A 25,428-nucleotide genomic window follows, 5' to 3' on the forward strand; every position below is an offset into this window, starting at 1 on the left:
CAACTGCTCGATGTAGCATTAGATCCATGAGTGAAGCTCCGCTGGTCGGCGAGCCGTTGGCATTGGACCTGGTCAATACCCGGCCGACCGGTGTCGATCTGCTGGCGACGCCGGATGACCTCGCGAATTGGCTTGCGCTGCAGGTCGAACGGTTCCCGGAGTGGGCGGTTGCACACCCCACTTCCGCCGACCTCGCCGCCGTTCATGCGGTGCGCGACCACATCAGCGCCGTCCTCGACGCACTGCTCCACGATCGTCGCCCGCCCACCGATGCATTGCGCGGACTCAATGCCGCGCAGGCCGCCGCGCCCGCGATCCGACAGCTCGAGTGGGGCGGCGACGCGGTGATCGCGACCGCGCGCCGCACTGGCACGGTGGCCGAGAAGCTGGCCGCGGTCTTGGCCGAAGCCGCCGCCGAACTGCTCGCCGATCCAGCGATCGGCAAGCTGAAGCGCTGCGAGGCCGACGACTGCGTTCTGCTGTTCCTGCCCGCCCACCCACGCCGTCGCTGGTGCTCACCCGAGCGTTGCGGCAACCGGGTCCGCGTCGCCCGCTACTACCAGCGGCACAAGTCCGCGGACTGAGGTTCACGTCACCGAATGGTCATACTCCCCGACCGCACCCGGCAGTAGGCTCGGACCATGGCTGAACTGCGCTTTCGGGTGGCGGCGGGCATTGTCGCCGCCGGTCTGGCGCTCGGCGTGTCCGAGCTCGTGGCTGCCTTCATCGGCCCCGACAGCGCACCCCCGAACGCTCTCGGCTCCACCGTCATCGACCACACACCGGACGGCCTGCGCGAATGGGTCATCCAAACCTTCGGCACCAATGACAAGACCCTGTTGTTCGTCTGCATGGCACTCGTGGCCGTGCTGGTCGCCGGATTCATTGGAGCCATCGAACGAACAGATCACCCGCGAGGGTCCTGGCTCCTGGCCGCCCTCGGCCTGCTCACCGCCGCCATAGCCTTCGGCCGCACCGGACTCTCCACCGTCTGGCCCACCGTAATCGGTGTCGCCGCAGGCATTTACGCCCTCCGCGCCCTGACCTCCCGAATCGACGACGCAGCAGCCGCACACATGGCCCGGCCCGCCTCGCCGAAAACTACTGCCACCGAAGCCGACTCATCCAGCACCGACATGTCGGCCGCGCCCAGTAAGGGGGTTGGCGAGAGCGCGGCAGCATCGTCATCGGCGACACCGGAACCGGCTGCCACCCACCATGACTCGGCCGACCAGGGCGCGGCAGGGGTCCCCGAGGCCGGTCCGGTCACGGCGGAAGAACGAGCGTCGAGCAGCGGCGGGACAGCGGCCCGCTCGACCGCGGCGGCGGCCGAGAAGGAACCTGCGGCTTCGGGACCGCAGCGGCGACAGGTGTTGCGGGGCATTGCGATCACGGGTGGGCTGGCGTTGCTCAGTGGGGTGGGTGGGCGGCTGATCGGGGCACAGCGGCGGGATGTTTCCGGTGAGCGGGCGGCGATTCAATTGCCGGAGCCGAGTGGGCCGACCGTTTCGCTCGCACCCGACGCGGATTTGAAATTGCCGGGGCTGACGCCGTATCTGACCTCCAATAGCGACTTCTATCGGATCGATACCGCGCTGATCGTGCCGCAGGTATCCGTTGACGATTGGTCGTTGCGGATCCACGGGATGGTGGATCACGAAATCCAGCTCAGCTGGGACGATCTCGCCAAACGCACACCGGTCGAGACGCTGGTGACGCTGGCCTGTGTATCGAATCCGGTCGGCGGCGATCTGATCGGCAATGCGAGCTGGCGCGGCTACCGCCTGGACGAACTGCTCGCCGAGGCCGGACCGCATCCGGATGCCGATATGGTCCTGTCGCACAGCATCGACGGCTTCACCGCGGGCAGCCCGCTGGCCGTACTCACCGACGGTCGCGATGCGCTGCTCGCCGTCGGCATGAACGGCGAACCCCTCCCGGTCGCGCACGGCTATCCGGCCCGACTGGTCGTCCCCGGCCTCTACGGCTACGTCTCCGCCACCAAATGGGTAACCGAACTGGAGATCACTCGCTTCGATCGCGCCACCGCCTACTGGACCCGACGCGGCTGGTCCGCCTACGGCCCCATCAAAACCGGCACCCGCATCGACACCCCGCGCGCCCGCGCCAAACTGCAACCGGGCAGCACCGCCATCGCCGGCGTCGCCTGGGCCCAACACCGCGGCATCCGAGCCGTCGAAGTCCAAATCGACAACGGCCCATGGCAACCCGCCCGCCTGTCCACCGAACAATCCATCGACACCTGGCGCCAATGGGTCTACGACTGGAACGCCACCCCCGGCCCCCACACCATCCGCGCCCGCGCCACCGACGGCACCGGCGAAACCCAAACCGAAGCCCGCGCCCCCGTAGTCCCCGACGGCGCCACCGGCTACCCCTCCACCACCATCCAGGTCGGCTGACGATTACGGCGCATCAGACAACATTTCCGGCCCGGTGCGCGCTTACCAGCCGGTTGCGCTTGCCACGATAGGATCGGCCCGATACTCGTTGCCGGTCCCGAGGAGCAGCATGTCCGCCGTATTCGATTGGGCGCGGGAAGAGAACCTGCAGCCGGAGCCGATCACGGTGGAGATTTGGAAGGAACTTCCCGAAGACTTCTGCCGCCTGGTTGAGGTGGAGAACGGCGAAGCGGTCCGGGCGGAAGCACCGAGTCGACCGCATCAGACAGCGACGTTCAGACTTGCACACATGGTCGACCGAGCAATCGCCGAGCACGTCGACCAGTATCGGGACGAATGCCTGGACACAAGTATCGACTTCGATATCTTGCTGTGGGAAACGCCGCGAACAACCATCAGGCGACCCGATCTCGGCATTTACGACTGCGCACCCGCCGATCTCCGACCGCTGCCCGCTCACCTCGTAAAGCTGGTCATCGAGATCGTATCGCCGGGCACCACGAGGATCGACCTGGTCGAGAAGAAAGCGGAGTACGCCATTGCCGGTATCCCGTGGTACTGGATTGTCCGGATTGGCGATAACAGCGTCTCAATGATCGAGATCTTCGTTCTCGACCATGTCCTCGGCCAATACCGACCGCATGCGAAGTTGACGCCGAACGAGCCGCAGACCACCGTCGACCTACCGATTCGGATAACCATCGATTGGACTCAGCTGACGGGTCTGGCCCGCTGACGGGTCTGCCCCGTGCGCGAATTACGCACGGGGCACACAGAACTCAGACGCCGACGGCGTCAGCCTTGGCCAGGTCGGTCTTCGGGCCGGATGCGGCGGATTGGCCGTGGCGGATGAAGAGGGCCGAGGCGATCACACCGATCAGGAGGATGCCCGCGGGGAGCAGGATGGCTTGGCTGAGGGCGGTGCTGAAGGCGTCCTTGACGAATTCGGGGATGGCCCCCTGGCCCGCACCGCCTTCGGAGACCTTGCCGCCGCCGAGGCCGTTTGCGCTCATGCGGGCCGCCACCAAGGCGCTGATCGCAGCGCTACCGAGTACCGAACCGACCTGGCGGGTGGTGTTGTAGACACCCGCGCCCGCACCGGCCAGCTGGATCGGCAGGTTGTGCGTTGCGGTGGAGGCCAGTGGCGCCCAGATGCAGGCGTTGGCGAAACCGGCCAGCGCGGCCGAGACCAGGAACCACACCAGTGACGAATGCGGTGTCATCACCGCCGCGAACCAGAAGATCGACGCCGAGAATCCGATGAATCCGATGGTGGGCACAAGACGCGGGTGCAGCTTGTCGGAGACCTTGCCGATGATCGGTGCGAAGACGCCCGTGACGATCGCCATCGGCGCGAATACCAAGGCGGACTTGGTCGGTGACATTTCGCGCACCGCCTGCAGGTAGAAGTACGTCGGCACCATAAACGAGGTGACCGCCGCGCCCATGGTCGCGATGGCCACATTCGACATCGCGAAGTTGCGATCACGGAACAGCCCCAGTGGCAGCAGCGGCTCACCGGTATTGCGCGACTGATTCACCAGGAACACCGCGAGCACAACAACACCCGCGCCGATCATCAGCCAGATGCGCAGCGACCAGTCGTAGGTATTGCCCTCCTGGATACCGAAGACCAGCAGGAACAGACCGATACCGCTGAGCACCACACCCGGGATGTCGAACTTGTGCTCATGCGTCGGCAGCGCCGGAACCAGCCAGACCGCGAGCGCGAAGGCGACGATGCCGACCGGAACATTCACGATGAAGATCCACTCCCAGCCGAGCCCGTCGACCAGCACGCCGCCGAGGATCGGGCCGACCAGCGTGGCCAGACCGGCGACACCGCCCCAAAGACCCATGGCCGCCCCGCGCTTGTCCGGCGGGAAGGTCCTGGTGATCACCGCCATGGTCTGCGGCGTCATCATCGCGGCGCCGAGACCCTGCACGGCCCGCGCGGCGATCAGCATGGTGATCGATCCGGACAGACCGCACCACAGCGAGGCGGCGGTGAATACGGCCAGACCGATCAGGTACAGGTTCTTGGGCCCGTAGCGATCACCCAGCCGACCCGTGACCAGCAGCGGCACCGCATAGGTCAGCAAATACGCGCTGGTCACCCAGATGACCTGGGAGATGTCGGCCTGCAGATCCGTCATGATCGCCGGGTTCGCGACCGCGACGATGGTCATATCCAGCAGGATCATGAAGAAGCCGACGACCAGCGCGAACAGCGCTAGCCACGGATTACGTTGTGTGGTCATGGATTTGGTTCCTATCTCGGATGTCTGTTCCGGAGGGCGTGTGCACACCGGTACACATCAGGGCGATGACGCGCTGGTCTCGTTCCAGCGGCGCGGCACCGGGGGTGGTTCGGAATGTTCCTGGTCGGACCAGGGGTGCTGATGTTCGGTTATGCGGACGCCGGTGGCCGGATCGAATTCGTCCCACTCCATCTCGCCGCTGTCCAGTTCGGAGATCAGGTTGTCGACCCACGCGATCTCGGCGGCGATGGTGGCACGCAGGTACGGGAGCACGATCCAGTAGCGCCGCGGTACCGCGTGCAACCCCGCCCACTGGCTCATCATGTCGACGTCGGCGAGGTCCTGCGCCAATCGCTCGACCCGCTCCCGCAGTAGCGCGAGCACTTCCGGCGCGGGCAGGTTGTGCGCCTCCGCGAGGGCGACCGGGAACACCGGGTATTCCCGCCCGGGATTGCGCAGGATCTCGGCGATCCGGGAACGCAATGCCTCCCGGCCGCTTTCGGTGATCCGGTAGGTGGTGCGCTCCGGCCGATTCCCGTCCCGATCGACGCCCTCGGCCTGCACCATTCCTTGGTCGGCCAACCGCGTCACCGTGTGATAGAGCGAGCCCGGACGCACCTTCACCAAGATGTCCTCCCGACGGGCGATCAGCAGTTGATACGCCTCGTAGGGATGCATGGGCCGCTCGTCGAGCAGCGCGAGCACGGCGATCGCCAATGGCGTCACCGACGGGCGCGCGTGCTGCCCCATGTCCGGTCACCTCCTGCACAACACTCGCGGATGCGAGATCGAATTCCTGGAGCACGATAGCCATGGCCACCGACATACTCCGCATCAAATACTCCACGTGGAATATACGGCGCGGAACAGTCCACCCACAAGACCGCGGAATCGATCGGTAATGTGATCGGCGACATAGCAAACGGCCCGAGCGTGAACCGCTCGGGCCGTCGTGACCAGGGATTTTCTAGAGTGCGTGGTCGTCCAACCAGGTGCGCGCCACCTCGGCGGCAGCGGCACCTTCGCGTACCTTGCGGATCATCTCCGCCAAGTCATCGGTCGTCAGCTCACCCGCGACATAGTTCAGCTTCTTGATCTGCCGATCATCCAGCAGACCCTTGCGGTAGACCGCGAGCACATTCTCGGCTCGCACCGCGTAGTCGTTATCGGTGAGAACCGTCAGCCCATCGGTCGCACCAGGGGTCAGCTCGGGCGGGCCGGTCAGGATCCCGGCCTGGATTTCACCGTCCAGCAAGGCCTTTCGCAGCGCAGTCGCGTCGGGATAGGGACTGGTACCGGCGAAGTCGCAACCGGCAATCCGCACGGGTGCCGCCGTTCGCAGCACACCCGGCACCGGTGCCACCCCGGCCTGGATTTCGCCACAGCGCGGTGCGAGCGCGCCGAGCGACCGCACATCCTTGCCCGCCGCTTCGGTCAGCAGCACCCGGGCTCGCATATCCGTGCCGTCGGCCGGATCGGAGACCGCGAGTCCTTCCGGCAGCGACCGGTTCAACTCCTCGGTCACCGACAGTCGAACGGGTGCGGACTTGTCTGCCACCTCGGTCGTCACCTCGGGCTTGCGCGCCTGCGCGTCGGCATTCAGGAAGGTGAGCAGTTCGCCACTGTGTTCGCCGACCACCGTCACCGTGCCCGCATCCAATGCGGCCAGGTAGTCCGCCCGATTACCGAGATCGGCGCTGACCGAGGTGCGCGCACCGGTCCGCGCCAACGCGCCCGCATAAATTTGCGCAAGCAGATTTGATTCCATCGAATCGCCGGCGCCGACCGCTATCGTCGAGCCCGAATCGTCGCTTCCACAGGAAACAGCCAGCGCGACGGCCGTGACGACCATGAACCGTGCCAGCATCCGCCTCGACGCGGCCAACCCCATCCGGCGACACCAACCTTCGGTAGTGAACAGGAACTGCATGCAGCGGGCAATATGAACAACCAGAATGTACCGGGTGGCCGTGCGAGCACGGCTTCTCGCACCGCCCGTCATGCCGGAAGGACTCCAGTGAAAACCACGATCAACCCCGATGCCGCGCGGCACGGGCGGTTCGCGCTGCGGCTGACGCTGCGCGCCGCCCGCATTCTCGTCGCCGCCGCGGCACTGGCCGCCGCCATGATCCTGTCCGCCTGTGGCAACTCCGATCCGCTTGCGGCCAAGGGCAATTGCGAGGGCGACGGGCTGACTGTCGGCTCGGCGAACTTCCCGGAATCGGAAACGGTCGCGAATATCTACGCGGAAGTGTTGCGCGCCAACGGATTCAATGTCGACACCAAACTCAATATCGGTAGCCGCGAAGCGTATATCCCGGCACTGCGCCAGTGCGCGATCTCGGTGATTCCGGAGTACAACGGCAACCTGCTGCAGTACCTGGACAAGAACGCCACCGCGGCAAGCTCAGCCGATATCGACGCCGCCCTCACCAAGGCACTCGGTTCCGATCTCGCCGTCGGCACCCCGGCCCCGGGCCAGGACTCGGACGCGGTCGTGGTCACCAAGGCCACCGCGGAGCGTTGGAACCTGCACAGCATCGCCGATCTGGCCGCACATTCGGCCGAGGTGAAATTCGGTGCGCCCGCCGAATTCCAGGAGCGCGCAGGCGGTCTGCCCGGTCTGAAGAAGAACTACAACCTGGATATCGCGGCGAACAATTTCGTGCCGATCGCCGACGGCGGCGGACCCGCGACGGTGCGCGCATTGGTCGAGGGCGCGGTGACCGCGGCCAATATCTTCACCACCTCCCCGGCGATCGCGCAGAACAATCTGGTGGTCCTGGAGGATCCGAAGCACAACTTCCCCGCTCAGAATGTCGTGCCGCTGTTCAACTCCGCCAAGAAGACCGATAAGGCGCTCGCCGCGCTCAACGCGGTCTCCGCGAAACTCACCACCGACGAACTGCTGAAGCTCAACGAGGCGGTCTCCGGTAGCAGCAAGACCGAACCCAAGGCCGCAGCACAACAATGGGTCGCCGCCCAAGGGCTGAACAAGCCCACCGGGTAGGAGCCAGCGTGTCCGATATCGAATTCAGCCGTATCAGCAAGACCTATCCGGACGGCACGCACGCCGTCTCCGAACTCGATCTACGCATCGAATCCGGTTCGTTCACCGTCTTCGTCGGTCCGTCGGGCTGCGGCAAGACCACCTCGATGCGCATGATCAACCGGATGATCACACCCAGTTCGGGCACCATCACCGTTGGCGGCGCGGATATTTCGACGGTGAATCCGGTCGAGCTGCGGCTCGGTATCGGATACGTGATCCAGAGCGCCGGACTCCTGCCGCATCGCACCGTCGTCGACAATGTCGCGACCGTGCCTGTGCTGCAAGGAGTTCGGCGTCGCGCGGCCCGCGCGGCGGCACTCGAGGTGCTGGACCGCGTCGGGTTGGACCGATCGCTGGCCAACCGGTATCCGGCCCAGCTCTCCGGCGGGCAGCAGCAGCGCGTCGGGGTGGCAAGGGCACTGGCCGCCGATCCACCGGTGCTTTTGATGGACGAACCGTTCAGCGCGGTCGATCCGGTGGTGCGCGAGGAGTTGCAGGCCGAAATGCTGCGGCTGCAAGCGGAATTGCGCAAAACCATCGTCTTCGTCACCCACGACATCGATGAGGCGGTGAAACTCGGCGACCGGATCGCGGTATTCGGACCGGGCGGCGTCCTACAGCAGTACGACGATCCACAGCGCGTACTGGCAGCGCCCGCAACAGATTTCGTGGCGGGCTTCGTCGGACGTGATCGCGGCTATCGCGCACTGTCGTTCCGCAGTGCGGATAGCCTGACACTGCACGAGATTCACACCGCGACCGAACCCGAACTCGCCGAATTGCGGCTGGACCGCGGCGAATGGGTATTGGTGGTCACCGATTCCGGTGTTCCGCGCGGGTGGATCGATGTCACCGGCGTAGAGAGCATTCGGGCCGGGCGGCCATTGCACGACAGCATCGCCGCGGGCGGCTCGCTCTTCCCGCCGGACGGCGACCTCCGGCAGGCACTGGACGCGGCGATCTCCTCACCGTCGGGAATCGGTGTCGCCGTTGACGATTCCGGTGCGGCTCGCGGCGGTATCCGGGCTCCCGAGGTACTCGAACAACTCGCCGGGCAGCGCACGCTGGAAGACGACGAGCGCAATCGGCATTTCTTCGAAACCGAAAACGCATGAAGTATCTGATCGACAACTTCTCCGAGATCATGGATTTCACCAAGACCCATCTGTATCTCGCGTTGGTGCCGCTACTGTTCGGGCTGATCATCGCGATTCCGGTGGGCGCGTTGGTGCGCCGGATCTCCTGGCTGCGGCGCGTCACGGTGACGGCGGCCAGCCTGTCGTACACCATTCCGTCGCTGGCCCTGTTCGTGATCATTCCGCCACTGGCCGGAATTTCGACCATTGATCCGCTGAATGTGATCATCGCGCTCACCGTGTATTCGACGGCGCTGCTGGTGATCGCGGTGCCGACGGCACTGGATTCGGTGTCGCCCACCGTCATCGACGCCGCCGACGCCGTCGGCTTCAGTTCGCTGCGGCGCACCGTGACCGTCGATATGCCCTTGGCCATACCGGTTTTCGTCTCCAGCCTGCGCGTTGTGGTGGTCACGAATATCGCCATGGTTTCGGTCGGCGCGCTGATCGGTGTCGGCGGGCTCGGCAAACTCTTCACCCAGGGCTATCAGCGCGACTATCCGGACGAGATCATCGCGGGCATCATCGTGACGCTGGCGCTGGCCCTGATCTTCGACCGCCTGGTGTACGCCATCGGACGCTGGGCGACCCCGTGGACGCGCGCGGACACCAGGACAGCGAAAGGCGCTGCGGCATGAATCTTTTCATCGATGCCTGGCACTACTTCACCGACGGCGCGAACTGGAGCGGCCCGGCGGGTATCCAACACCGCATCGCCGAGCACCTCTGGTACAGCTTCCTGACCGTCGTCCTCTCCGCGGCCGTCGCGCTCCCGCTCGGGCTGGTGATCGGGCACACCCGTCGCGGTTCGGCGCTGCTGGTCGGATTCGCCAATGCCATGCGCGCCCTGCCCACCCTCGGCCTGCTGACCTTCCTGGTGCTCGGCCTCGGACTCGGCCTGATTCCGCCGCTGCTCGCACTCGTCACGGTCGGCATTCCACCGCTGCTGGCCGGCGCCTACGCCGGTATCGCCAATGTCGCGGCCGATGTCGTGGACGCCTCACGCGCCATGGGCATGACCGAGCGCCAGATCCTGTTCCGCGTCGAGGTCCCCAACGCGCTGCCGATCCTGCTCACCGGCCTGCGCGGGGCTACGCTGCAGGTCATCGCCACCGCCACCATCGCGGCCTTCGTAAACCTGGGTGGTCTTGGCCGCTACATCTTCGACGGCATAGCCGTCTACCGCTACGACCGGGTCCTCGTTGGAGCCCTGTTGGTCGCGGTTCTGGCCATGGTGATGGACGGCCTGCTGGCTTTCGTGGTCTGGGCCAGCGCCCCCGGCACGGGCCGCCTACGCCGTACATCTCAGCTGCCCGTCACCCCTGCCGGAATCCTGCAGACCGCGGACTAGAGCTCAGGCATAGGGATCGGTGATCTCGCGCAGCCGGGCCATCGTCTCGCGTAGCTGCCGCATGCGCTGCGCACCGAGGTACGTCGCCCACTCGGCCTCGATCCGGTCGGCGACGGCGTTCGCGTACGCTGCCATTTTCGCCCCGCGTTCGGACAGCACGATCAACCGTGCCCGACCGTCGCTCGGGTCGGGCACTCGCTGCACATAGCCGGCGCGCTCGAGCTGATCGACCAGGAATCCGGCGGTCTGCTTGGTGACCTGGGCCTGCTCGGCCAATTCGGTCAGGCGGCTGCCATCGGGACCGATGCGCGCCGCGAGCCGCCCCTGGGCGACGGTGACGTCGTCGTATCCGGACTCGGCGAGATCGGCGAAGATCCGGTCCTCCATCGATCGGTACGCAATGAACATCAGCAGGCCCACATTCATATCGTCGTCGGCCATCCCACTCCTTGACGTTGATCAGATAAGCTTACTATATTGGTAAGTCTATCTGACCAATTCTACAAGAGGTCCGAACCCGGGAGCGCACCATGGACCGCGAAACCTGTTGGCAGACCATCGAACAGCAGCGGCGCGCGATTGCCGACCTGCTGGCCGGCCTTTCGGCCGACGAGTGGGAAACACCGTCAGTGTGCGCGGGCTGGCGAGTCCGGGAGGTCGCCGCACACATCGCGCTGACACCGCAGCCGCCCCCGATCGGCGTCATGCTCGGCACCGGGATCCGCGCGCGCGGCAACTACAACCGGTTCATCGATGACCTCACCAGGCGTTACGCGAAACATCCAGCCGCAGAACTCGTTTCGGCGATCCACGCCAACGCCGATTCCCGGAAGCTGCCCAAGCTCACCAACTATCGCAATATCCTGTTCGACACGATGGTGCACGGTCAGGACATCGCGATTCCGCTCGGTCGCACGATCGAGATCGACCCGGCTGCCGCGGCTGCCGCGGCCGCCCATGCAGTAACCGTCGGATGGCCGGTATGGGATAAACACCGCCTCGACGGCATCCGCTTGGTCGCATCCGACGTCGACTGGACCCACGGCAGCGGACCGGAGATCCGCGGCCCGATCACCGCACTGCTACTCCTCGTCACCGGCCGCACAGCAGCAATGGACCTGCTGGCAGGCGACGGCGTCGCGCCGATGACCGCTCGCCTGCGCTGACCGCCCGACATTTGACCAATGATGTGACATGGGTCACGATGTGACGTGGCCGCAGTAGTTTGCTTCGCGGATGCTCGACGCACGCTCGCGGAGCCGAATTCTGCGGGATCACTCATCCGAGACCAGGAGGCGTACCGTGAACAGTCGCTCTATGAAGGCGCGCGACATCATGCACGAAAACGCGGAGTGGATCCCCGCCGACGAAACGCTGGATCGGGCCGCGCAGATGATGCGCAGGCTGGATATCGGCGCATTGCCGATCGGCAGCGACGACCGGCTCGTCGGCATGCTGACCGATCGCGACATCGTCGTGAAATGCATTGCGATGGGCCATGATCCGAGCAAGGTACGGGCCGGGGATCTGGCCGAGGGCACCCCGCGCTGGATTTCCGCCGATGCCGATGTCCGCGAGGTGCTGGACATGATGGAGCATGATCGGATCAAACGGCTGCCGGTGATCGACAACAAGAAGCGACTCGTCGGCATGATCTGCGAATCCGATATCGCCAAGAACCTCAGCGACGCCGAAATCGCAGAATTCGTCTCGGCCGTCTTCGTTCCGCACTGATCAACCCGCACAACGCGATACGGGGCTGCTCACCTGAGTGAGCAGCCCCGTATCTGCGGGTCGAAATTACGCGACGCCCTCGGCGCGGGCGGCTGCGGCCACGGCCTCGGCGACGGCCGGGGCGACGCGCGGGTCGAGCGGGCTCGGCACGATCTTGTCCGCGGCGATCTCATCGGCGACCACGCTGAGGATGGCATCGGCGGCGGCGATCTTCATGCCCTCGGTGATGCGGCGCGCGCCCGCGTCCAGCGCGCCCTTGAAGACGCCGGGGAACGCGAGGACATTGTTGATCTGGTTCGGGAAGTCGCTGCGCCCGGTGGCCACGATCGCGGCGTACTTGTGCGCGACATCGGGGTGGATCTCCGGATTCGGGTTCGACATGGCGAACACGATCGACTCCGGCGCCATCGAAGCGATCAGCTCCTCGGCGATGGTGCCCGCGGAGAGTCCGAGGAACACATCGGCGCCGTCCAGTGCCTCGGCCGCACCACCGGCGAGCCCACGCGGGTTGGTGCGCTGCGCCAGTTCGGCCTTCACCTCGTTGAGGTCGCCGCGCTCACGGTTCACGATGCCCTTGGAATCGAGCACGGTCACGTCCTTGACACCCGCGGCGAGCAGGATGTTCGTGCACGCGACACCGGCGGCGCCCGCACCGGACACCACGACCTTCATGCCGTCGATGGCACGACCCTGCACCTTGGCCGCACCGTTGAGGGCGGCGAGCACCACGATGGCGGTGCCGTGCTGGTCGTCGTGCATGACCGGGCAGTCGAGGGCCTCGATGAGGCGCTGCTCGATCTCGAAGCAGCGCGGCGCCGAGATGTCCTCCAGGTTCACCGCACCGAAGCTCGGGCGCAGCCGGATGATGGTCTCCACGATCTCGTCGACGTCCTTGGTGTCCAGGACGATCGGGATCGAGTTCAGTCCGGCGAACTTCTTGAACAGCGCCGCCTTGCCCTCCATCACGGGCAGCGAGCCGCGCGGACCGATGTCACCGAGACCGAGCACCGCGGTGCCGTCACTGACCACCACGACGAGCCGGTCGGTCCAGGTGTAGCGCTTGCACAGCGCCTCGTCTTCCGCGATGGCCAGGCTGACCTGCGCCACACCCGGGGTGTAAGCGATGGAAAGGTCGCGCTGAGTGTCCAACGGTGCGGTGAGTTCGACCGAGAGCTTGCCGCCTAGGTGGCCCGCGAAAATTTCTTCCTGGGTAATTTCGGAAAGGCTTGCGGTGGCATTCACTGCGTCAGTCACAGATGACACGATTTCACTCCTGATCGGGTCGGACAAGCCGGGGGGACGGTTACCGCCGGGTACATGGGTATGAGCTGTTTCACACGCTCATCGAGTGCGCTGACCGGGACATTTCGGGGCGAGCCGAGAGCATCGGAAATGCGACGATCTACTACCGAAACGTGGCGCGGCACTGATCCGCAGAGCGAAGGTCGGACGGGTGCGTCCGTACGAAACGTGCGGGGAGATCCTCGGGTCGCGACGGTGCGTCGCGAGGCGGTGATCTCCGTTGTTCCCGAACCCGGCGGTGGCGTAGGCGGGAATCCGCAACATTCTGCCAGCCGGGAGGACGCATTGCCAAACCGGCGTGTCGTATCCCGGTCGAGCGTCATCTTTCGAGGGTAGGTCGCGGGAATTACCAGGGGGTAAGCAGAAACTCGCAGTTCGGCAGCGGTATCCGGTGAGCTGTCACAACGGGAGCGGATCGGCCGCGGTGAGTTCCGGCCGCGCCGGGGGCTCGGGCATCTTATCGGCAACCCCGGGGCGCACCCATACCGCCTCGAGTCCGCCGGAGGTCAGCCGCACCCGCCAGTCCGCCGCTGCGCCTGGATGATCGGTGCGCCGGTGCATCCCGCGACTCTCCGTGCGCGCGAGCGCACTGTATTTGGTCCAGCGCGCCACCGCCAGCAGCGCCGCCGCCTGCCTGGCGCGCAACCGGTCGACGCCGAATCCGCCGAGATCGAAGTCGGCGCCCGGCCACATGGCGTCGAGTTCGCCGATGCTGTCGCGCAGACTTCCGGCGCTGCGCCAGTAGCTGCGCCGCAATGGCAGCGTGTGCTCCTGCACCAACCCGACCACCGCGCGCGGATCGATGCGGGCCACCGGATTCAGTCCGGCACCGGCCACCTCGCGCACCGGACCCGTCACGCCGCGCCCACGTGCGAAGCGTGCGGCACCCTTTCCTGCCCACACGCCCGAGGCCATGGCCCATGCTCCACCCTGACCGCCGAAACCGCTGACCGCGCCGGTGATCGGCTCGCGGGTCATCACATCGCCCGCGCCGTAGAGGCCGGCCACCGTGGTCGCGCAGTCGGTCCCGCCTATGCACAACCCGCCGGTCCCGCGGACAGTCCCCTCGAGCACCGCGCGCAGCGGTACCCGGCGGGTGTGGTCGACCAGCCCCTGTCTGGAGAGCCAGCGCCGGACCGGGTACGGCACATCATCCAGGGCCGCGTAGATCCGGCGGCCATCCGCGATGGCGGTGAATGCTGCCGAGCGATGACCGGTGATCTCGGCACCGGATTCGTCGTAGAGCGTCGCGAAATGCAGTGCCAGCCCGGGAGCGAAGGCGGTGTCGCGGGGCGCGGGCACATTTGGTACCAGACCGTAGGCGCTGGAGAATTCCATGCCCGACAGTTGCGCGCCCGCCTCGGCGGCCAGCAGCAGTCCGTCGCCGGTATCCACATCGGTGCCCGCGCCGCCGGAGAGGAAAGCGCAGCCGCCGGTGGCGACGACGACCGCCCCGGCTCGGACGGTCCAGGTCCGAAAGCCGTTGTGCCGCTGCACACCAACCGCACCGGCGACCGTGCCGTCCCGATCTACGAGCAGTTGCAGGGCGGGATGGTGATCGAGAATGCGCACTCCGGCTTCGAGCAGGCTGCGCCGCATCCGGCGCAGATAATTCGCGCCGTCGAGGCATACGCGCAATGGCGTTGCGCCGTGGCCCTCACCGGGAAACCGATAACCCCACGCCACGAGCTGTTCGACCCGCCGGTGCGTTTCGTCGAGTACGCGCAGCATCCATTCCGGTTCGGCGAGACCGCCGCCGTGCGCGTATGCACGCCGCACAGCCTCGTCTCGCGCGGTCCCCGGCGGGATATTCCACAGCGACGTAGTCCCGGCGGCAGTCGGCCCGCTCGCACCGCAGCGGCTCTTGTCGACGAGCGTCACCCGAGCGCCCGCGGTGGCGGCGGAGATGGCGGCCCAGGTCCCGGCGGGACCGCCGCCGAGCACGAGCACATCCGTCTCGAATTCCGTCACAAAGAGAAATGTTCGGCCACAATTCACGCGACCGCAACCATTACCGATTTATCAGCTCCACCACTGCGTCCACAGCAATATCCCGGCGACAATAAAAACGACCACCGATCCGGAAAAAGCTGCCAAACCCCGATGACGATCTGAAAAAATTTGTGCGCCGAGGCCGATCGCCGAGGTGGCGACATGCCACGTCACCGATTCGCCGCCGGGTCCGGGAAAGCCGCGCCGAGCTGCGATTACCGCGGCACCGATGACAACCAGGGCCAGCACGAACATCCCACCGGCGACGATTCCGCTGAGTCCGCGCAGCACTCTCACGAGGCGATCACCGGCACGCCCGTCGCTTTGCCCGCGAGTTCCTCGAATTGCGCGGGGTCGGTGGTGAATTCACCTAGCCGGATAGTTTTGTTGGATCCGTGATAGTCCGACGAACCGGTGGTGATCAGACCGAGTTCGGCGGACAACTCCGTCAGCAGCGCGCGATCGGCCGCGGAATGATCCGGGTGATCGATCTCGAGCCCGCCGAGTCCGAGCGTGGCCAGTTCACGAATATCGTCGATCGCCAGCAGCCGCCCGCGCTTGCGCGCCCGGGTGTGCGCGAGCACGCTGACCCCGCCCGCGGTCGCGATCATTTCGACGGCCCGGCGCAGCGGCGTATCCGCCTTCTCCGCGTAGTAGGGGCCGTGCGGGGCCAGTAATTCGGTGAAGGCCGCGTCCACGGTCGGCACCACACCGGCCGCGACGAGTGCGCGCGCCAGATGCGGACGCCCCGCCGACGGTCCGGCCGAGGCCAGGACCGCATCCGGATCGATGGGTAGTCCGTCGTCGCGCATCCGCTCGGCCATCGCGCGCAACCGCTCGACGCGTTCGGCGCGCAAGCGTTCCCGCTCGTCGGCGAAACACCGGTCGGTCGGGTCGAAGAGGTAAGCCAACAGGTGCACCGGGACCGGCCACCCGTCCTCACCGAGCCCGACACACGACATCTCCATGCCGCGCACCAGCGTCAATCCCTTCGGTAGCGCGTCGACCGCCTCGGTCCACCCGGCGGTGGTGTCGTGGTCGGTGATCGCGACGACGTCCAGGCCGGCCGCTGCCGCGTTGCGGACGAGTTCGGCCGGGGTATCGGTACCGTCGGACGCGGTCGAATGGGTATGGAGGTCGATGCGCACGCCTTCTTTCATACCGTGCGCTCACCCGGCGCATGCACGCGCACGCGACGTAGCATCGGTCGGTGCCATCAATTCCGCCGCTACCGTCGTTCCGGAGCCAGGCAAGGGCGGCCGAGCCAATTCCGCACATACCGGTGCCGACGGCACGGGCGATAGTCGATTGCGCGGCCTACGTCGACGGCGAACGGCTGCCCGGCCGGTTCAGCCATACGGACGCGTTGGCCGAGGTGAACAAGCGCGGCACCGGATTCGTCTGGGTTGGACTGCATCAGCCCGACCAGTATCAAATGGCCGATATCGCCGAAACCTTCCACCTGCATCCACTTGCCGTCGAAGACGCGGTCCACGGCCACCAGCGACCGAAACTCGAGCGCTACGACGACACTCTGTTCCTGGTGCTGCGCACCGTCAGCTACGTCCCGCACGAAATCCACAGCATCAGTGAGATCGTCGAGACCGGCGACATCATGGTCTTCACCGGACCCAATTTCGCGGTCACTGTGCGACATGGCGAGCACACCGGATTATCCGGTGTGCGAAGGGAATTGGAAGGCATGCCGGATCAGCTCAGACTCGGTCCCGGCTCAGTGCTGCACGCCGTCGCCGACCACGTGGTGGACTCCTATATCGCTGTCGCACAGGCGGTCGAGAACGATATCGAGGAGATGGAAGAGGAGGTGTTCACCCCGCGCACCACGGTGACCATCGAAACGATCTATCAACTCAAGCGCGAGGTCGTCGAACTGCGCCGCGCGGTCAATCCGCTGCAGATCCCGCTGCAATTGCTCGGCCAGAAGACGGACTTACCGCTGCCCAAGGAGATTCGGCGGTACCTGCGCGATGTCGCCGACCACCACACCGCCGTAGCCGAGCGCATTACCGACTTCGACGAATCGCTGAGCGAATTGGTCAGCGCCGCACTGGCCAAGATCGGCGTGCAGCAGAACACCGATATGCGCAAGATCTCGGCCTGGGTCGCCATCGCCGCGGTGCCGACGATGATCGCCGGCATCTACGGCATGAATTTCACGCAGATACCGGGGCTGGACTCGGGATTGGCCTTCTGGCTCGTCATCGCGGTTACGCTCGCCATCTGCATCGGGCTCTACGTCAACTTCCACCGCAACAACTGGCTCTGAGAACTACAGCGACGCAGCGCCTCTCGCCGGATCGTGCACATCGATCCCCGCCTCGGCCCACGCGTCACGCAACGCCTGCGCCCCGCGCACCCGCACCCAGGCCGCCTCGGTCGCGGTCACCGGAACCACCGCGAAATACCGCACCGGTTCGGCGGGTTCGGGCAGCGCGACCTCGGGAATATCGCTGTCCCCCAACAACACCGCGGTGAACGGCGCATCGCGCCACATCGGCTCGCCCAGATCGAGCAGCGCATCGGCTTGCAGCACAACACCTTCCACGGCGGGCGCCGCGACGAGCACGCCGAGGGTGCGGGCGAGTCCGGAACTCGGGCCGACCCCGGCACGCAGCGTCAGCACCAATTCGGCCCGCGGCCCGCGCACCGGATCGGCGTGCAGATCACTGGGATCGCCCATGGGATGACGGGATCCGCCGAGGGTCACGTAGTGCACCAGCTCGTCGCCGGGAATGCGCAGAATCTCGATGGGCTCCAGGCCCAGAAAGGTCACCGACGCGGAGTCGACACCCGTCGAGGCGGCACCGAAGTGATCCAGCACCTCGGCGCGGACCTTGTCCACAACTTCCATGCGCTCAGATCGCCAACCGCGCCAGCATGTCCCGAGCCTGCTCGGCCGACTTCGGGTCGCACAGCACGTCATAGCGGCCCGCCACCAACTGCATGGTGGAGGCGAAATCGCGCTGCCCCCTGGTCGCCGCATAGGGGATCGAGGTGGAGATGACGCCGAAGATGATGCCGCCGACCAAGCCGACCAGCACCGGCGCGAAACCGCCGCTGGTGGTGAACAAGCTCAACAGCAGGCCGAGGAACAGGCCGAGCCACGCGCCCGAAACCACCCCACCGCCGATCACCTTGCCCCAGGTCAGTCGGTACAGCACGCGCTCGACCTGCATCAGGTCCACGCCGACGATGGTCACGTCTTGCACAGGGAACTCGTTGTCGGCCAGGAAGTCGACCGCCTTCTGCGCCTCGGCATAGGTCGGATACGAGCCGACCGGCCAGCCCGAAGGCGGCGTCGGCAGGCCTTGGCGCGCGCGATTCGAGTTCCCCAAGGGATTCGTCATATCTCTATTCTGCTATTCCGAACCGGAGTTCGGGGATGTGAAACGCGTGGTCCTCGTCATCCCCGCAGCTCGGCCCTTATCAGCGATTACCTGAGCCATCTTCGCGCTGGCCTCATCGATCATTTCGTCGCCGAGCATTACCGCTCCGCGCGCACCGCCTTTTTCCGAGGTGTGGAAGGCGTAGGCATCCAGAATCAGCTCGGCGCGATCGTAATCGGCCTGGCGCGGACTGAAGATCTCGTTCGCGGCCTCGATCTGTCCGGGATGCAACACCCATTTACCGTCGAAACCGAGTGCCGCGGTGCGCCCGGCCGCCCTGCGGAATCCATCGATATCCCGAATTTGCAGGTAGGGGCCGTCGATTGCCTGCAGGCCGTGCGCGCGGGCGGCGAGCAGGATGGTCATCAGAATGTGGTGGTAGGCATCGCCGGTGTCATAACCCTCGGGCTGTTCGCCGACCACCAGCGTGCGCATATTGATACTGGCCATGAAGTCGGCCGGGCCGAAGACCAGGGTCTGCACCCGCGGGCTCGCGGTGGCGATCTCATCTATATTGCGCAAACCCATGGCGTTCTCGATCTGCGGTTCGATACCGATCTGCCCCACCTCGAGCCCGCTGGCCTTCTCCAATTGCGTGAGCAGCAGGTCCAGTGCCTGCACCTGACCGGCATCGGTCACCTTCGGCAGCAGAATCGCGTCCAGTGCCGCGCCCGCGCCCTCGACCACGGTGATCACGTCGGCGTAGGTCCACTGGGTGGTCCAATCGTTGACCCGCACCACCCGCAGCTGATCGCCCCAGCCGGTGTCGTTCAGCGCGGCGACGATATTCGCGCGGGCCTCGGCCTTGGCGGCGGGGGCGACCGCATCCTCCAGATCGAGAAATACCTCGTCGACCGGCAAGCCCTTGGCCTTATCGATCATCTTCTTGCTGCTACCGGGGCAGGCGAGCACCGAGCGGCGCGGCTTCATGATCACTCCCGTCGATCGTGGCATGGTGTGAGTACCGGTCAGCGAACCCTCTAACCTGACAGCCATGGCAGCAACCAGGGTGTACGTCGCCAGGCTCGCCGGACTGGTGGTACTCGGCCCGGACGGCGAGTCTATCGGCCGCATCCGCGACGTCGTCGTGGCCGTCCGCTACGACCGCCAGCAACCCCGGGTGCACGGCCTGGTTGTCGAATTGCCGTCCCGGCGCCGAATATTCGTACCGATGCTGCGGGTGACCACGATCGAACCCGGTGTCGTCGCGCTCAATACCGGCACGGTGAGCCTGCGCCGCTTCACCCAGCGTCCGGGCGAGATGCTCGCACTCGCGCAGATCGTGGATTCTTCGGTGCGCGTTCATGATCCGGATCTGCCCGACCTCGCGGATGTCGATGTGCTCGTGGTCGATCTGGGTATCGAACAGACCCGGACCAGGGACTGGCGGGTCACCAGGGTCGCGGTGCGCGGACATCGCAGGCTCGGCCGACGCCGGACCGTGCACGTAGCGGATTGGACGCAGGTCAGCGGGCTGACGCCGTACGAGATCGGCAGGCCGGGCCAAGACGTCACCCAGTTGCTCGAGCAGTTCGAGGGCCTGCGTCCCGCCGATGTCGCGCATATGCTGCGCGAACTTCCCGAGAAGCGGCGCATCGAGGTGGCGATCGCACTCGACGACGAGCGACTCGCCGACGTCGTGCAGGAACTTCCCGACGACGATCAGGTCGATCTGCTCGGCCACCTCGAGGTGCGCCGGGCCGCCGACGTGCTCGAGGCGATGGATCCCGACGACGCCGCCGACCTGCTCGGCGAATTGCCGAAGGGTGAGCGGGAATCGCTGCTGGCACTGATGGATCCGGAGGAGTCCGAACCAGTCCGCAGGCTGCTGGAACACTCCCCCGATACCGCGGGTGGTCTGATGACACCGAAACCGGTGGTCCTGACCCCGGCCACCACCGTCGCCGAAGCGCTTGCCCGAGTGCGCAATCCGGATCTGACGCCCGCGCTGGCCACCATGGTGTTCGTGGTGCGGCCGCCGACCGCAACACCGACCGGCCGCTTCCTCGGCTCGGTGCATTTGCAGCGACTGTTGCGCGAACCCCCGGCACACCTGGTCGGCGGCATCCTCGACACCGATCTGGCCCCGCTGCGTCCCGATGCCCCGCTCGGTGCGGTGACCCGCTATTTCGCCACCTACAACCTGGTCTGCGGTGCGGTGGTGGACGAGGAGAACCATCTGCTCGGCGCGGTCAGTGTGGACGACGTGCTCGATCATCTACTACCGGAAGATTGGCGCGAGCAAGAAGATACGGCCCACAACTCGGTCGCGGGGCACGAGGGGGTAGCCGATGCCGAGTGAGAAGAATCCGGCACGCCAGCGCCTGGAAACGCCGGTGGAATCGCGGTTCCGCTTCGACTACGACGCCGAGGCGCTGGCTCGCTCCAGCGAGCGGGTCGCCCGATTCCTCGGCACCGGACGCTATCTCGCGATCCAGACGATTGTGGTGATCGTCTGGATCCTGTTGAACATCTTCGTGATCGCGCTGCGCTGGGATCCGTATCCGTTCATCCTGCTCAATCTCGCGTTCTCGACTCAGGCCGCGTATGCCGCGCCGCTGATCCTGTTGGCGCAGAACAGACAAGACAATCGCGACCGTGTGTCGCTGGAGGAAGATCGCACCAGGGCCGCCCAGACCAAGGCCGATACCGAATTCCTTGCCCGCGAACTCGCGGCGCTGCGGATCGCAGTCGGCGAGGTTGCTACGCGCGACTACTTGCGCAGGGAATTGGAGGAAATGCGAGAGGTGCTGGACCGGATCGAGGCCGCGCGGTCACCGGATTCCGAGTCGAGCCCCGATAGACCGATTAAGGCCAATCGCAAGAAAAGCTCCGGCAGAAAGCCGGGCACAGTTCAGGTTTCACCGCCAGTTGCTGACGATTGACAGGAAATGCTCTACAAGGTTGTGACCCACGGGTAACCTGGACGACGTTGTCCCGAGCGGACGGGCAGGGGATGTCCCGGACAGGCGCTCTCACGACGTAGAGGATTGGTGCGGCCGAATGCGAATCTCTGCTCCGATAACCGTCTCGGCCCTGGTCGTCGCAGGTCTGGTGGCCACCGGCTCGGGTACCAACACCACACAATCCACCACTCCCGATACCGCGCCCGAGGCATTACTCGCGGCGTCGACCGCCGATGGAACATCCGGCAACACCGGCGAAGCCGCATTGTCCCGGACAGTTGGTCTCCTTCCGGTAACGCCGGAGGCTCCCCGCAAACTTCGAGCAATGACTCCGCTCGCTGACGGTACCCCGCCGTTCGCGGGTTCGGTGCCGTTGCACGACATCGCCCTGCCCGCGACCGGCGGCGCGCTCGGGATCCCGGAAATCGTGCTCGCGGCCTATCGCAATGCCGAACTCGCGCTGGAATCCTCGATGCCCGGCTGCGGTCTGTCGTGGAGTCTGCTGGCCGGGATCGGGCGGATCGAATCGCTGCACGCGGGCGGCGGACGCACCGATGCCGCGGGCACCACCGTGACGCCGATCTTCGGACCCGCGCTGGACGGCTCGTTACCGGGCAACGAAGTGATCAAGGCCGCCGACGGCAGCGCGGTGCGCGCCATCGGGCCGATGCAATTCCTGCCCGGCACCTGGAGCCGGTACGCCGCCGACGGCAACGGTGACGGCATCGCCGATCCGCACAATGTCTTCGACGCCTCGCTCGCCGCGGGCAAGTACCTGTGCTCGGGCGACTTGAACCTGCGTGATCCGCAGCAGGAACTGCGCGCGGTGCTGCGCTACAACAACTCGCTCGCCTACGCCGCCAATGTGCTGAGCTGGTCGGCGGCCTACCGCACCGGCGGCACTCCGAGCCAGGTGAGCATCTCCCCCGCTCTCATCCCACCGGGTACCGCGCCGATCACGGCGGGCCCGGACATGTTGGCCGCATCCTCGACGGCACCGACGACCAGCACCACCAAGCCCGAACTGCCGCCGTATACCGTGACCATCCCGACGCCGACCGAGGTGATGATCACCATCCCCGGTCTGCCGCCGATCCCCTGCGGCATCTTCTGCCCGCGGCCGGTACCCAAGCCGCCGTGCGATCCGCAGCAGGTGGCTCCGGCGCAGCTGCCCGCACCAGGCGATCCGGCACAGTCGCCCATCGCACCGGCGCAGACCTACGGTGCTGCCGAAAACGGGGAGCCGAAGGATCCGCAGCAGCACGACCAGCAGCACCCGGATCAGCGGCAGCCGCAGCAACAACCCGCGAATTGCACTCCGGCCCAACCGGATGCGGTCCAGCCCGGTGCGGCCCAGCCCGCGCCCGATGCGCAGTCGCCGGGCGAAACGGTGCAGAACTCCCCGGAGAAGACGCCGGAGCCCGGCGTGGACGAAGCGCCGGCCCCGCCCCAGACCGAAGCAGCTACCCCGCCGCCCGCACCGGGCATCACGCTCCCGTTCGGCATCGTGATCCCGCTGCCCGCCCCGGCACCGGCCCCGCAGGGCTGAGACCAGGCCTGATATCGAAACGATGACGCCACACCGAGACCCGATAACGAAGCAGTAACAAAAAGGTCTCGAATGCGGTACCCTCTACTTCGTCCATCACGAAGGGCTCGTTATCGAGTCAATGGGAGGGTCACCGCACAGTGGGGCGTCACCGAAAACAGTCGCCTGCGACGATCAAGCGCAGCTCCGTAATCGCATTGACCGGATTGGTCCCCGCTGGACTCGTGGCCGTCGCCGCGTCCGCAGGCACCGGCGATCCGACCGCATCGTCTGTCCTGCAACACATCCCGGGGGACGATCAAGACGACCAGGCGGCCAGACTTTCGGTCGCCGCGGAACCGGCGGCGACCGAATTCGTCGCGAACGCAATGGCAAAGCAGGCGCCGAGTGCACCGCCGATCGTGAAAACCGTTGCGCTGGCCGATGGTAGGCAACCGGCCGCGCTGCCACCCGGCCCGCTCGGCATTCCCGGCGTGGCCGTCGCGGCGTATCAGAACGCCGAAAACATACTCGCCGCCGAGAATCCGGTCTGCGGAATGCCGTGGTCCATGCTCGCCGGCATCGGCCGGGTCGAATCGACACACGCCTTCGGCGGTAAGGCCGACGCGGACGGCAATCCGCTGACACCGGTCTACGGTCCGGTGCTCGACGGCAGCCTCGCGGGCAACCACGTCGTTCACGACACCGACGGCGGCGCACTGGACGGACTCAGCGGATACGACCGCGCCATCGGCCCGATGCAGTTCCTGCCGGAGACCTGGAAGCGCTACGGCGCCGACGGTAACGGCGACGGCATCGCCGATCCGCAGAATCTGTTCGACGCGGCGCTGACCGCGGGCAGGTATCTGTGCGACGGGGGGTTGAATATGCGCGATCTCACCCAGCAGACCCGGGCCATCCTGCGTTACAACAACTCCATGGCCTATGTCGCGAATGTGATGGCGTGGGCCGGGTCCTATGCCTCCGGTACCGCACCGAAGCCCGGGGACCTGCCGCGAATCTGAGACAACGTAAAATTCATTCCATGCCAGTGGTAACGGAAACGGATGTGCGGGGAGCCCTCGCGAAGGTCGACGACCCGGAGATCCGCAAACCGATCACCGAACTGGGCATGGTGAAGAGCATCGCGATCGGTGCCGATAGCAATGTCCATATCGAGGTCTACCTGACGACGGCGGGCTGCCCGCTGCGCACCGAGATCACCCAGCGGGTCACCAAGGCGGTGGCCGACGTCGCGGGCGTCGGCGCGGTCACGGTCGACCTCGATGTGATGAACGATGAGCAGCGCACGAATCTGCGCAAGCAGTTGCGCGGCGACTCCGCCGATCCGGTCATCCCGTTCGCCCAGCCCGGTTCGCTCACCCGCGTCTATGCGGTGGCCTCCGGTAAGGGCGGCGTCGGAAAGTCCAGTGTCACGGTCAATCTCGCCGCCGCGATGGCCGCGCGCGGTCTGTCCGTCGGTGTGCTGGACGCGGATATCTACGGCCACTCGATTCCACGGATGCTCGGTACCGACGCGCGCCCGACTCAGGTCGAGCGGATGATCATGCCGCCGCAATCGCACAATGTGAAGCTGATCTCCATCGCGCAGTTCACCCAGGGCAATACGCCGGTGGTGTGGCGCGGTCCGATGCTGCACCGGGCGCTGCAGCAGTTCCTCGCCGATGTGTTCTGGGGCGATCTCGATGTGCTGCTGCTGGACCTCCCGCCCGGCACCGGCGATGTCGCGATCTCCATCGCGCAGCTGATCCCCAATGCGGAGATCCTGGTCGTCACCACCCCGCAGCCGGCGGCCGCCGAGGTCGCCGAACGCGCCGGTGCGATCGCACTGCAGACCCGGCAGCGGATCGCGGGCGTCATCGAGAACATGTCCTGGCTCGATCTGCCCGACGGCACCCGGATGGACCTCTACGGTTCCGGTGGCGGCCAATCCGTCGCCGACCGCCTCACCCGGGCCGTCGGAGCGAATGTGCCACTGCTGGGCCAGATTCCGATCGAGCAGGAGTTGCGCGAGTCAGGCGACGAGGGCACCCCGATCGTATTGCGCGCTCCGGAGAACCCGGCCGCCAAAGCCCTGCTCGACGTAGCCGACAAGCTCGCAGTGCGCCGCCGCGGACTCGCGGGCATGTCGCTCGGAATCGATACGACGCGCCACCTGTAACCGCGGGCCGCGCGGCTGAGCGCTGCTGATATCACCTACGAACTCGCGGTGCGCCGCCACGGACTCGCGGGCATGTCGCTCGGAATCGATACGACGCGCCACCTGTAACCGCGGGCCGCGCGGCTGAGCGCTGCTGATATCACCTACGAACTCG

General features: G+C 66.2%; 26 protein-coding genes. 15 read left to right on the forward strand and 11 right to left on the reverse strand.

Annotated features, from left to right (window positions below; genetic code table 11):
* The first annotated feature begins 26 nt into the window (after nt 1-26).
* The 3 genes from ACZ60G_RS01460 (at nt 27) to ACZ60G_RS01470 (ending at nt 3,159) form a co-directional block, all read left to right on the forward strand.
* Nucleotides 27-584 (forward strand): CGNR zinc finger domain-containing protein, encoded by a 558-nt coding sequence (locus ACZ60G_RS01460; protein WP_465806275.1) that lies wholly within the window; start codon nt 27-29, stop codon nt 582-584.
* A gap of 57 nt (nt 585-641) precedes the next feature.
* Nucleotides 642-2,423, forward strand: a complete 1,782-nt coding sequence (locus ACZ60G_RS01465; RefSeq protein ID WP_465806277.1) for a molybdopterin-dependent oxidoreductase — start codon at nt 642-644, stop codon at nt 2,421-2,423.
* Nucleotides 2,424-2,532: 109 nt separating this feature from the next.
* Nucleotides 2,533-3,159 carry a Uma2 family endonuclease gene (locus ACZ60G_RS01470; protein WP_465806279.1) on the forward strand — a complete coding sequence of 209 codons (627 nt, stop codon included), beginning with the start codon at nt 2,533-2,535 and terminating at the stop codon, nt 3,157-3,159.
* Between the two features lie 43 nt (nt 3,160-3,202).
* On the opposite strand, the gene ACZ60G_RS01475 is transcribed toward ACZ60G_RS01470, so the two are convergent.
* The 3 genes from ACZ60G_RS01475 to ACZ60G_RS01485 all read right to left on the reverse strand — a co-directional run bounded on the left by ACZ60G_RS01475 (nt 3,203) and on the right by ACZ60G_RS01485 (nt 6,614).
* Nucleotides 3,203-4,684, reverse strand: coding sequence for a DHA2 family efflux MFS transporter permease subunit (locus tag ACZ60G_RS01475; protein WP_465806280.1), 1,482 nt, complete (start codon nt 4,682-4,684; stop codon nt 3,203-3,205).
* A gap of 57 nt (nt 4,685-4,741) precedes the next feature.
* Complete coding sequence (locus ACZ60G_RS01480; protein WP_465806281.1) at nt 4,742-5,434, reverse strand: PadR family transcriptional regulator; 693 nt, start codon at nt 5,432-5,434, stop codon at nt 4,742-4,744.
* 217 nt (nt 5,435-5,651) lie between these two features.
* A complete protein-coding gene (locus tag ACZ60G_RS01485; RefSeq protein WP_465806282.1) occupies nt 5,652-6,614 on the reverse strand; it encodes a glycine betaine ABC transporter substrate-binding protein in 963 nt (320 codons plus the stop codon).
* 147 nt (nt 6,615-6,761) lie between these two features.
* Here ACZ60G_RS01485 and ACZ60G_RS01490 point away from each other — a divergent pair, with 147 nt between their 5' ends.
* The 4 genes from ACZ60G_RS01490 to ACZ60G_RS01505 are packed head-to-tail and all read left to right on the forward strand — an operon-like array spanning nt 6,762 to nt 10,223.
* Nucleotides 6,762-7,694, forward strand: a complete 933-nt coding sequence (locus ACZ60G_RS01490; RefSeq protein ID WP_465806739.1) for an ABC transporter substrate-binding protein — start codon at nt 6,762-6,764, stop codon at nt 7,692-7,694.
* A gap of 8 nt (nt 7,695-7,702) precedes the next feature.
* Nucleotides 7,703-8,851 (forward strand): ABC transporter ATP-binding protein, encoded by a 1,149-nt coding sequence (locus tag ACZ60G_RS01495; protein ID WP_465806283.1) that lies wholly within the window; start codon nt 7,703-7,705, stop codon nt 8,849-8,851.
* Nucleotides 8,848-9,510, forward strand: a complete 663-nt coding sequence (locus ACZ60G_RS01500) for an ABC transporter permease (protein ID WP_465806284.1) — start codon at nt 8,848-8,850, stop codon at nt 9,508-9,510. The genes ACZ60G_RS01495 and ACZ60G_RS01500 overlap by 4 nt, the downstream gene beginning before the upstream one ends.
* Nucleotides 9,507-10,223 carry an ABC transporter permease gene (locus ACZ60G_RS01505; RefSeq protein WP_465806285.1) on the forward strand — a complete coding sequence of 239 codons (717 nt, stop codon included), beginning with the start codon at nt 9,507-9,509 and terminating at the stop codon, nt 10,221-10,223. Before ACZ60G_RS01500 ends, ACZ60G_RS01505 begins: the two co-directional genes overlap by 4 nt.
* Before the next feature lie 3 nt (nt 10,224-10,226).
* Here ACZ60G_RS01505 and ACZ60G_RS01510 read toward each other — a convergent pair whose 3' ends face one another.
* Nucleotides 10,227-10,664 (reverse strand): MarR family winged helix-turn-helix transcriptional regulator, encoded by a 438-nt coding sequence (locus tag ACZ60G_RS01510; protein WP_465806286.1) that lies wholly within the window; start codon nt 10,662-10,664, stop codon nt 10,227-10,229.
* 89 nt (nt 10,665-10,753) lie between these two features.
* Between ACZ60G_RS01510 and ACZ60G_RS01515 the strand changes: the two genes are divergently transcribed.
* Together ACZ60G_RS01515 and ACZ60G_RS01520 are read left to right on the forward strand one after the other, a co-directional pair.
* Nucleotides 10,754-11,389, forward strand: coding sequence for a maleylpyruvate isomerase family mycothiol-dependent enzyme (locus ACZ60G_RS01515; RefSeq protein ID WP_465806287.1), 636 nt, complete (start codon nt 10,754-10,756; stop codon nt 11,387-11,389).
* 151 nt (nt 11,390-11,540) lie between these two features.
* Nucleotides 11,541-11,957, forward strand: coding sequence for a CBS domain-containing protein (locus ACZ60G_RS01520; protein ID WP_063047190.1), 417 nt, complete (start codon nt 11,541-11,543; stop codon nt 11,955-11,957).
* A gap of 66 nt (nt 11,958-12,023) precedes the next feature.
* Here ACZ60G_RS01520 and ACZ60G_RS01525 read toward each other — a convergent pair whose 3' ends face one another.
* From ACZ60G_RS01525 to ACZ60G_RS01540, 4 genes are all read right to left on the reverse strand, one after another.
* Nucleotides 12,024-13,220 (reverse strand): NAD(P)-dependent malic enzyme, encoded by a 1,197-nt coding sequence (locus tag ACZ60G_RS01525; protein WP_465806288.1) that lies wholly within the window; start codon nt 13,218-13,220, stop codon nt 12,024-12,026.
* Nucleotides 13,221-13,658: 438 nt separating this feature from the next.
* On the reverse strand, nt 13,659-15,230 hold the full coding sequence (locus ACZ60G_RS01530) for an FAD-binding protein (protein ID WP_465806289.1): 1,572 nt from the start codon (nt 15,228-15,230) through the stop codon (nt 13,659-13,661).
* 51 nt (nt 15,231-15,281) lie between these two features.
* Nucleotides 15,282-15,548, reverse strand: coding sequence for a hypothetical protein (locus ACZ60G_RS01535; protein WP_465806290.1), 267 nt, complete (start codon nt 15,546-15,548; stop codon nt 15,282-15,284).
* The gene (locus tag ACZ60G_RS01540) at nt 15,545-16,399 is read right to left on the reverse strand and encodes a PHP domain-containing protein (RefSeq protein ID WP_465806291.1); all 855 of its coding nucleotides are present in this window, start codon (nt 16,397-16,399) and stop codon (nt 15,545-15,547) included. The genes ACZ60G_RS01535 and ACZ60G_RS01540 overlap by 4 nt, the downstream gene beginning before the upstream one ends.
* Nucleotides 16,400-16,461: 62 nt before the next feature.
* Between ACZ60G_RS01540 and ACZ60G_RS01545 the strand changes: the two genes are divergently transcribed.
* Nucleotides 16,462-17,538 carry a magnesium and cobalt transport protein CorA gene (locus ACZ60G_RS01545; RefSeq protein WP_465806292.1) on the forward strand — a complete coding sequence of 359 codons (1,077 nt, stop codon included), beginning with the start codon at nt 16,462-16,464 and terminating at the stop codon, nt 17,536-17,538.
* Between the two features lie 3 nt (nt 17,539-17,541).
* On the opposite strand, the gene ACZ60G_RS01550 is transcribed toward ACZ60G_RS01545, so the two are convergent.
* From ACZ60G_RS01550 to ACZ60G_RS01560, 3 genes are read right to left on the reverse strand one after another with little or no spacing between them, the layout of a single operon-like run.
* The gene (locus ACZ60G_RS01550; protein ID WP_465806293.1) at nt 17,542-18,123 is read right to left on the reverse strand and encodes a suppressor of fused domain protein; all 582 of its coding nucleotides are present in this window, start codon (nt 18,121-18,123) and stop codon (nt 17,542-17,544) included.
* A gap of 4 nt (nt 18,124-18,127) precedes the next feature.
* Complete coding sequence (locus tag ACZ60G_RS01555) at nt 18,128-18,619, reverse strand: YflT domain-containing protein (RefSeq protein ID WP_327093533.1); 492 nt, start codon at nt 18,617-18,619, stop codon at nt 18,128-18,130.
* 12 nt (nt 18,620-18,631) lie between these two features.
* Nucleotides 18,632-19,588, reverse strand: a complete 957-nt coding sequence (locus ACZ60G_RS01560; RefSeq protein ID WP_465806294.1) for an HpcH/HpaI aldolase/citrate lyase family protein — start codon at nt 19,586-19,588, stop codon at nt 18,632-18,634.
* Between the two features lie 64 nt (nt 19,589-19,652).
* On the opposite strand from ACZ60G_RS01560, the gene ACZ60G_RS01565 reads away from it, so the two are divergent.
* The 5 genes from ACZ60G_RS01565 to ACZ60G_RS01585 all read left to right on the forward strand — a co-directional run bounded on the left by ACZ60G_RS01565 (nt 19,653) and on the right by ACZ60G_RS01585 (nt 25,274).
* Nucleotides 19,653-20,960, forward strand: coding sequence for a magnesium transporter MgtE N-terminal domain-containing protein (locus ACZ60G_RS01565; RefSeq protein ID WP_465806295.1), 1,308 nt, complete (start codon nt 19,653-19,655; stop codon nt 20,958-20,960).
* The gene (locus tag ACZ60G_RS01570; protein WP_465806296.1) at nt 20,950-21,543 is read left to right on the forward strand and encodes a DUF1003 domain-containing protein; all 594 of its coding nucleotides are present in this window, start codon (nt 20,950-20,952) and stop codon (nt 21,541-21,543) included. Before ACZ60G_RS01565 ends, ACZ60G_RS01570 begins: the two co-directional genes overlap by 11 nt.
* A 118-nt stretch (nt 21,544-21,661) precedes the next feature.
* The gene (locus tag ACZ60G_RS01575) at nt 21,662-23,113 is read left to right on the forward strand and encodes a lytic transglycosylase domain-containing protein (RefSeq protein WP_465806297.1); all 1,452 of its coding nucleotides are present in this window, start codon (nt 21,662-21,664) and stop codon (nt 23,111-23,113) included.
* 140 nt (nt 23,114-23,253) lie between these two features.
* Nucleotides 23,254-24,117 (forward strand): lytic transglycosylase domain-containing protein, encoded by an 864-nt coding sequence (locus ACZ60G_RS01580; RefSeq protein ID WP_465806299.1) that lies wholly within the window; start codon nt 23,254-23,256, stop codon nt 24,115-24,117.
* Between the two features lie 20 nt (nt 24,118-24,137).
* Nucleotides 24,138-25,274, forward strand: coding sequence for an Mrp/NBP35 family ATP-binding protein (locus tag ACZ60G_RS01585; RefSeq protein ID WP_465806301.1), 1,137 nt, complete (start codon nt 24,138-24,140; stop codon nt 25,272-25,274).
* Nucleotides 25,275-25,428 lie beyond the last annotated feature (154 nt).

Source organism: Nocardia sp. NPDC102475, from assembly GCF_055584605.1.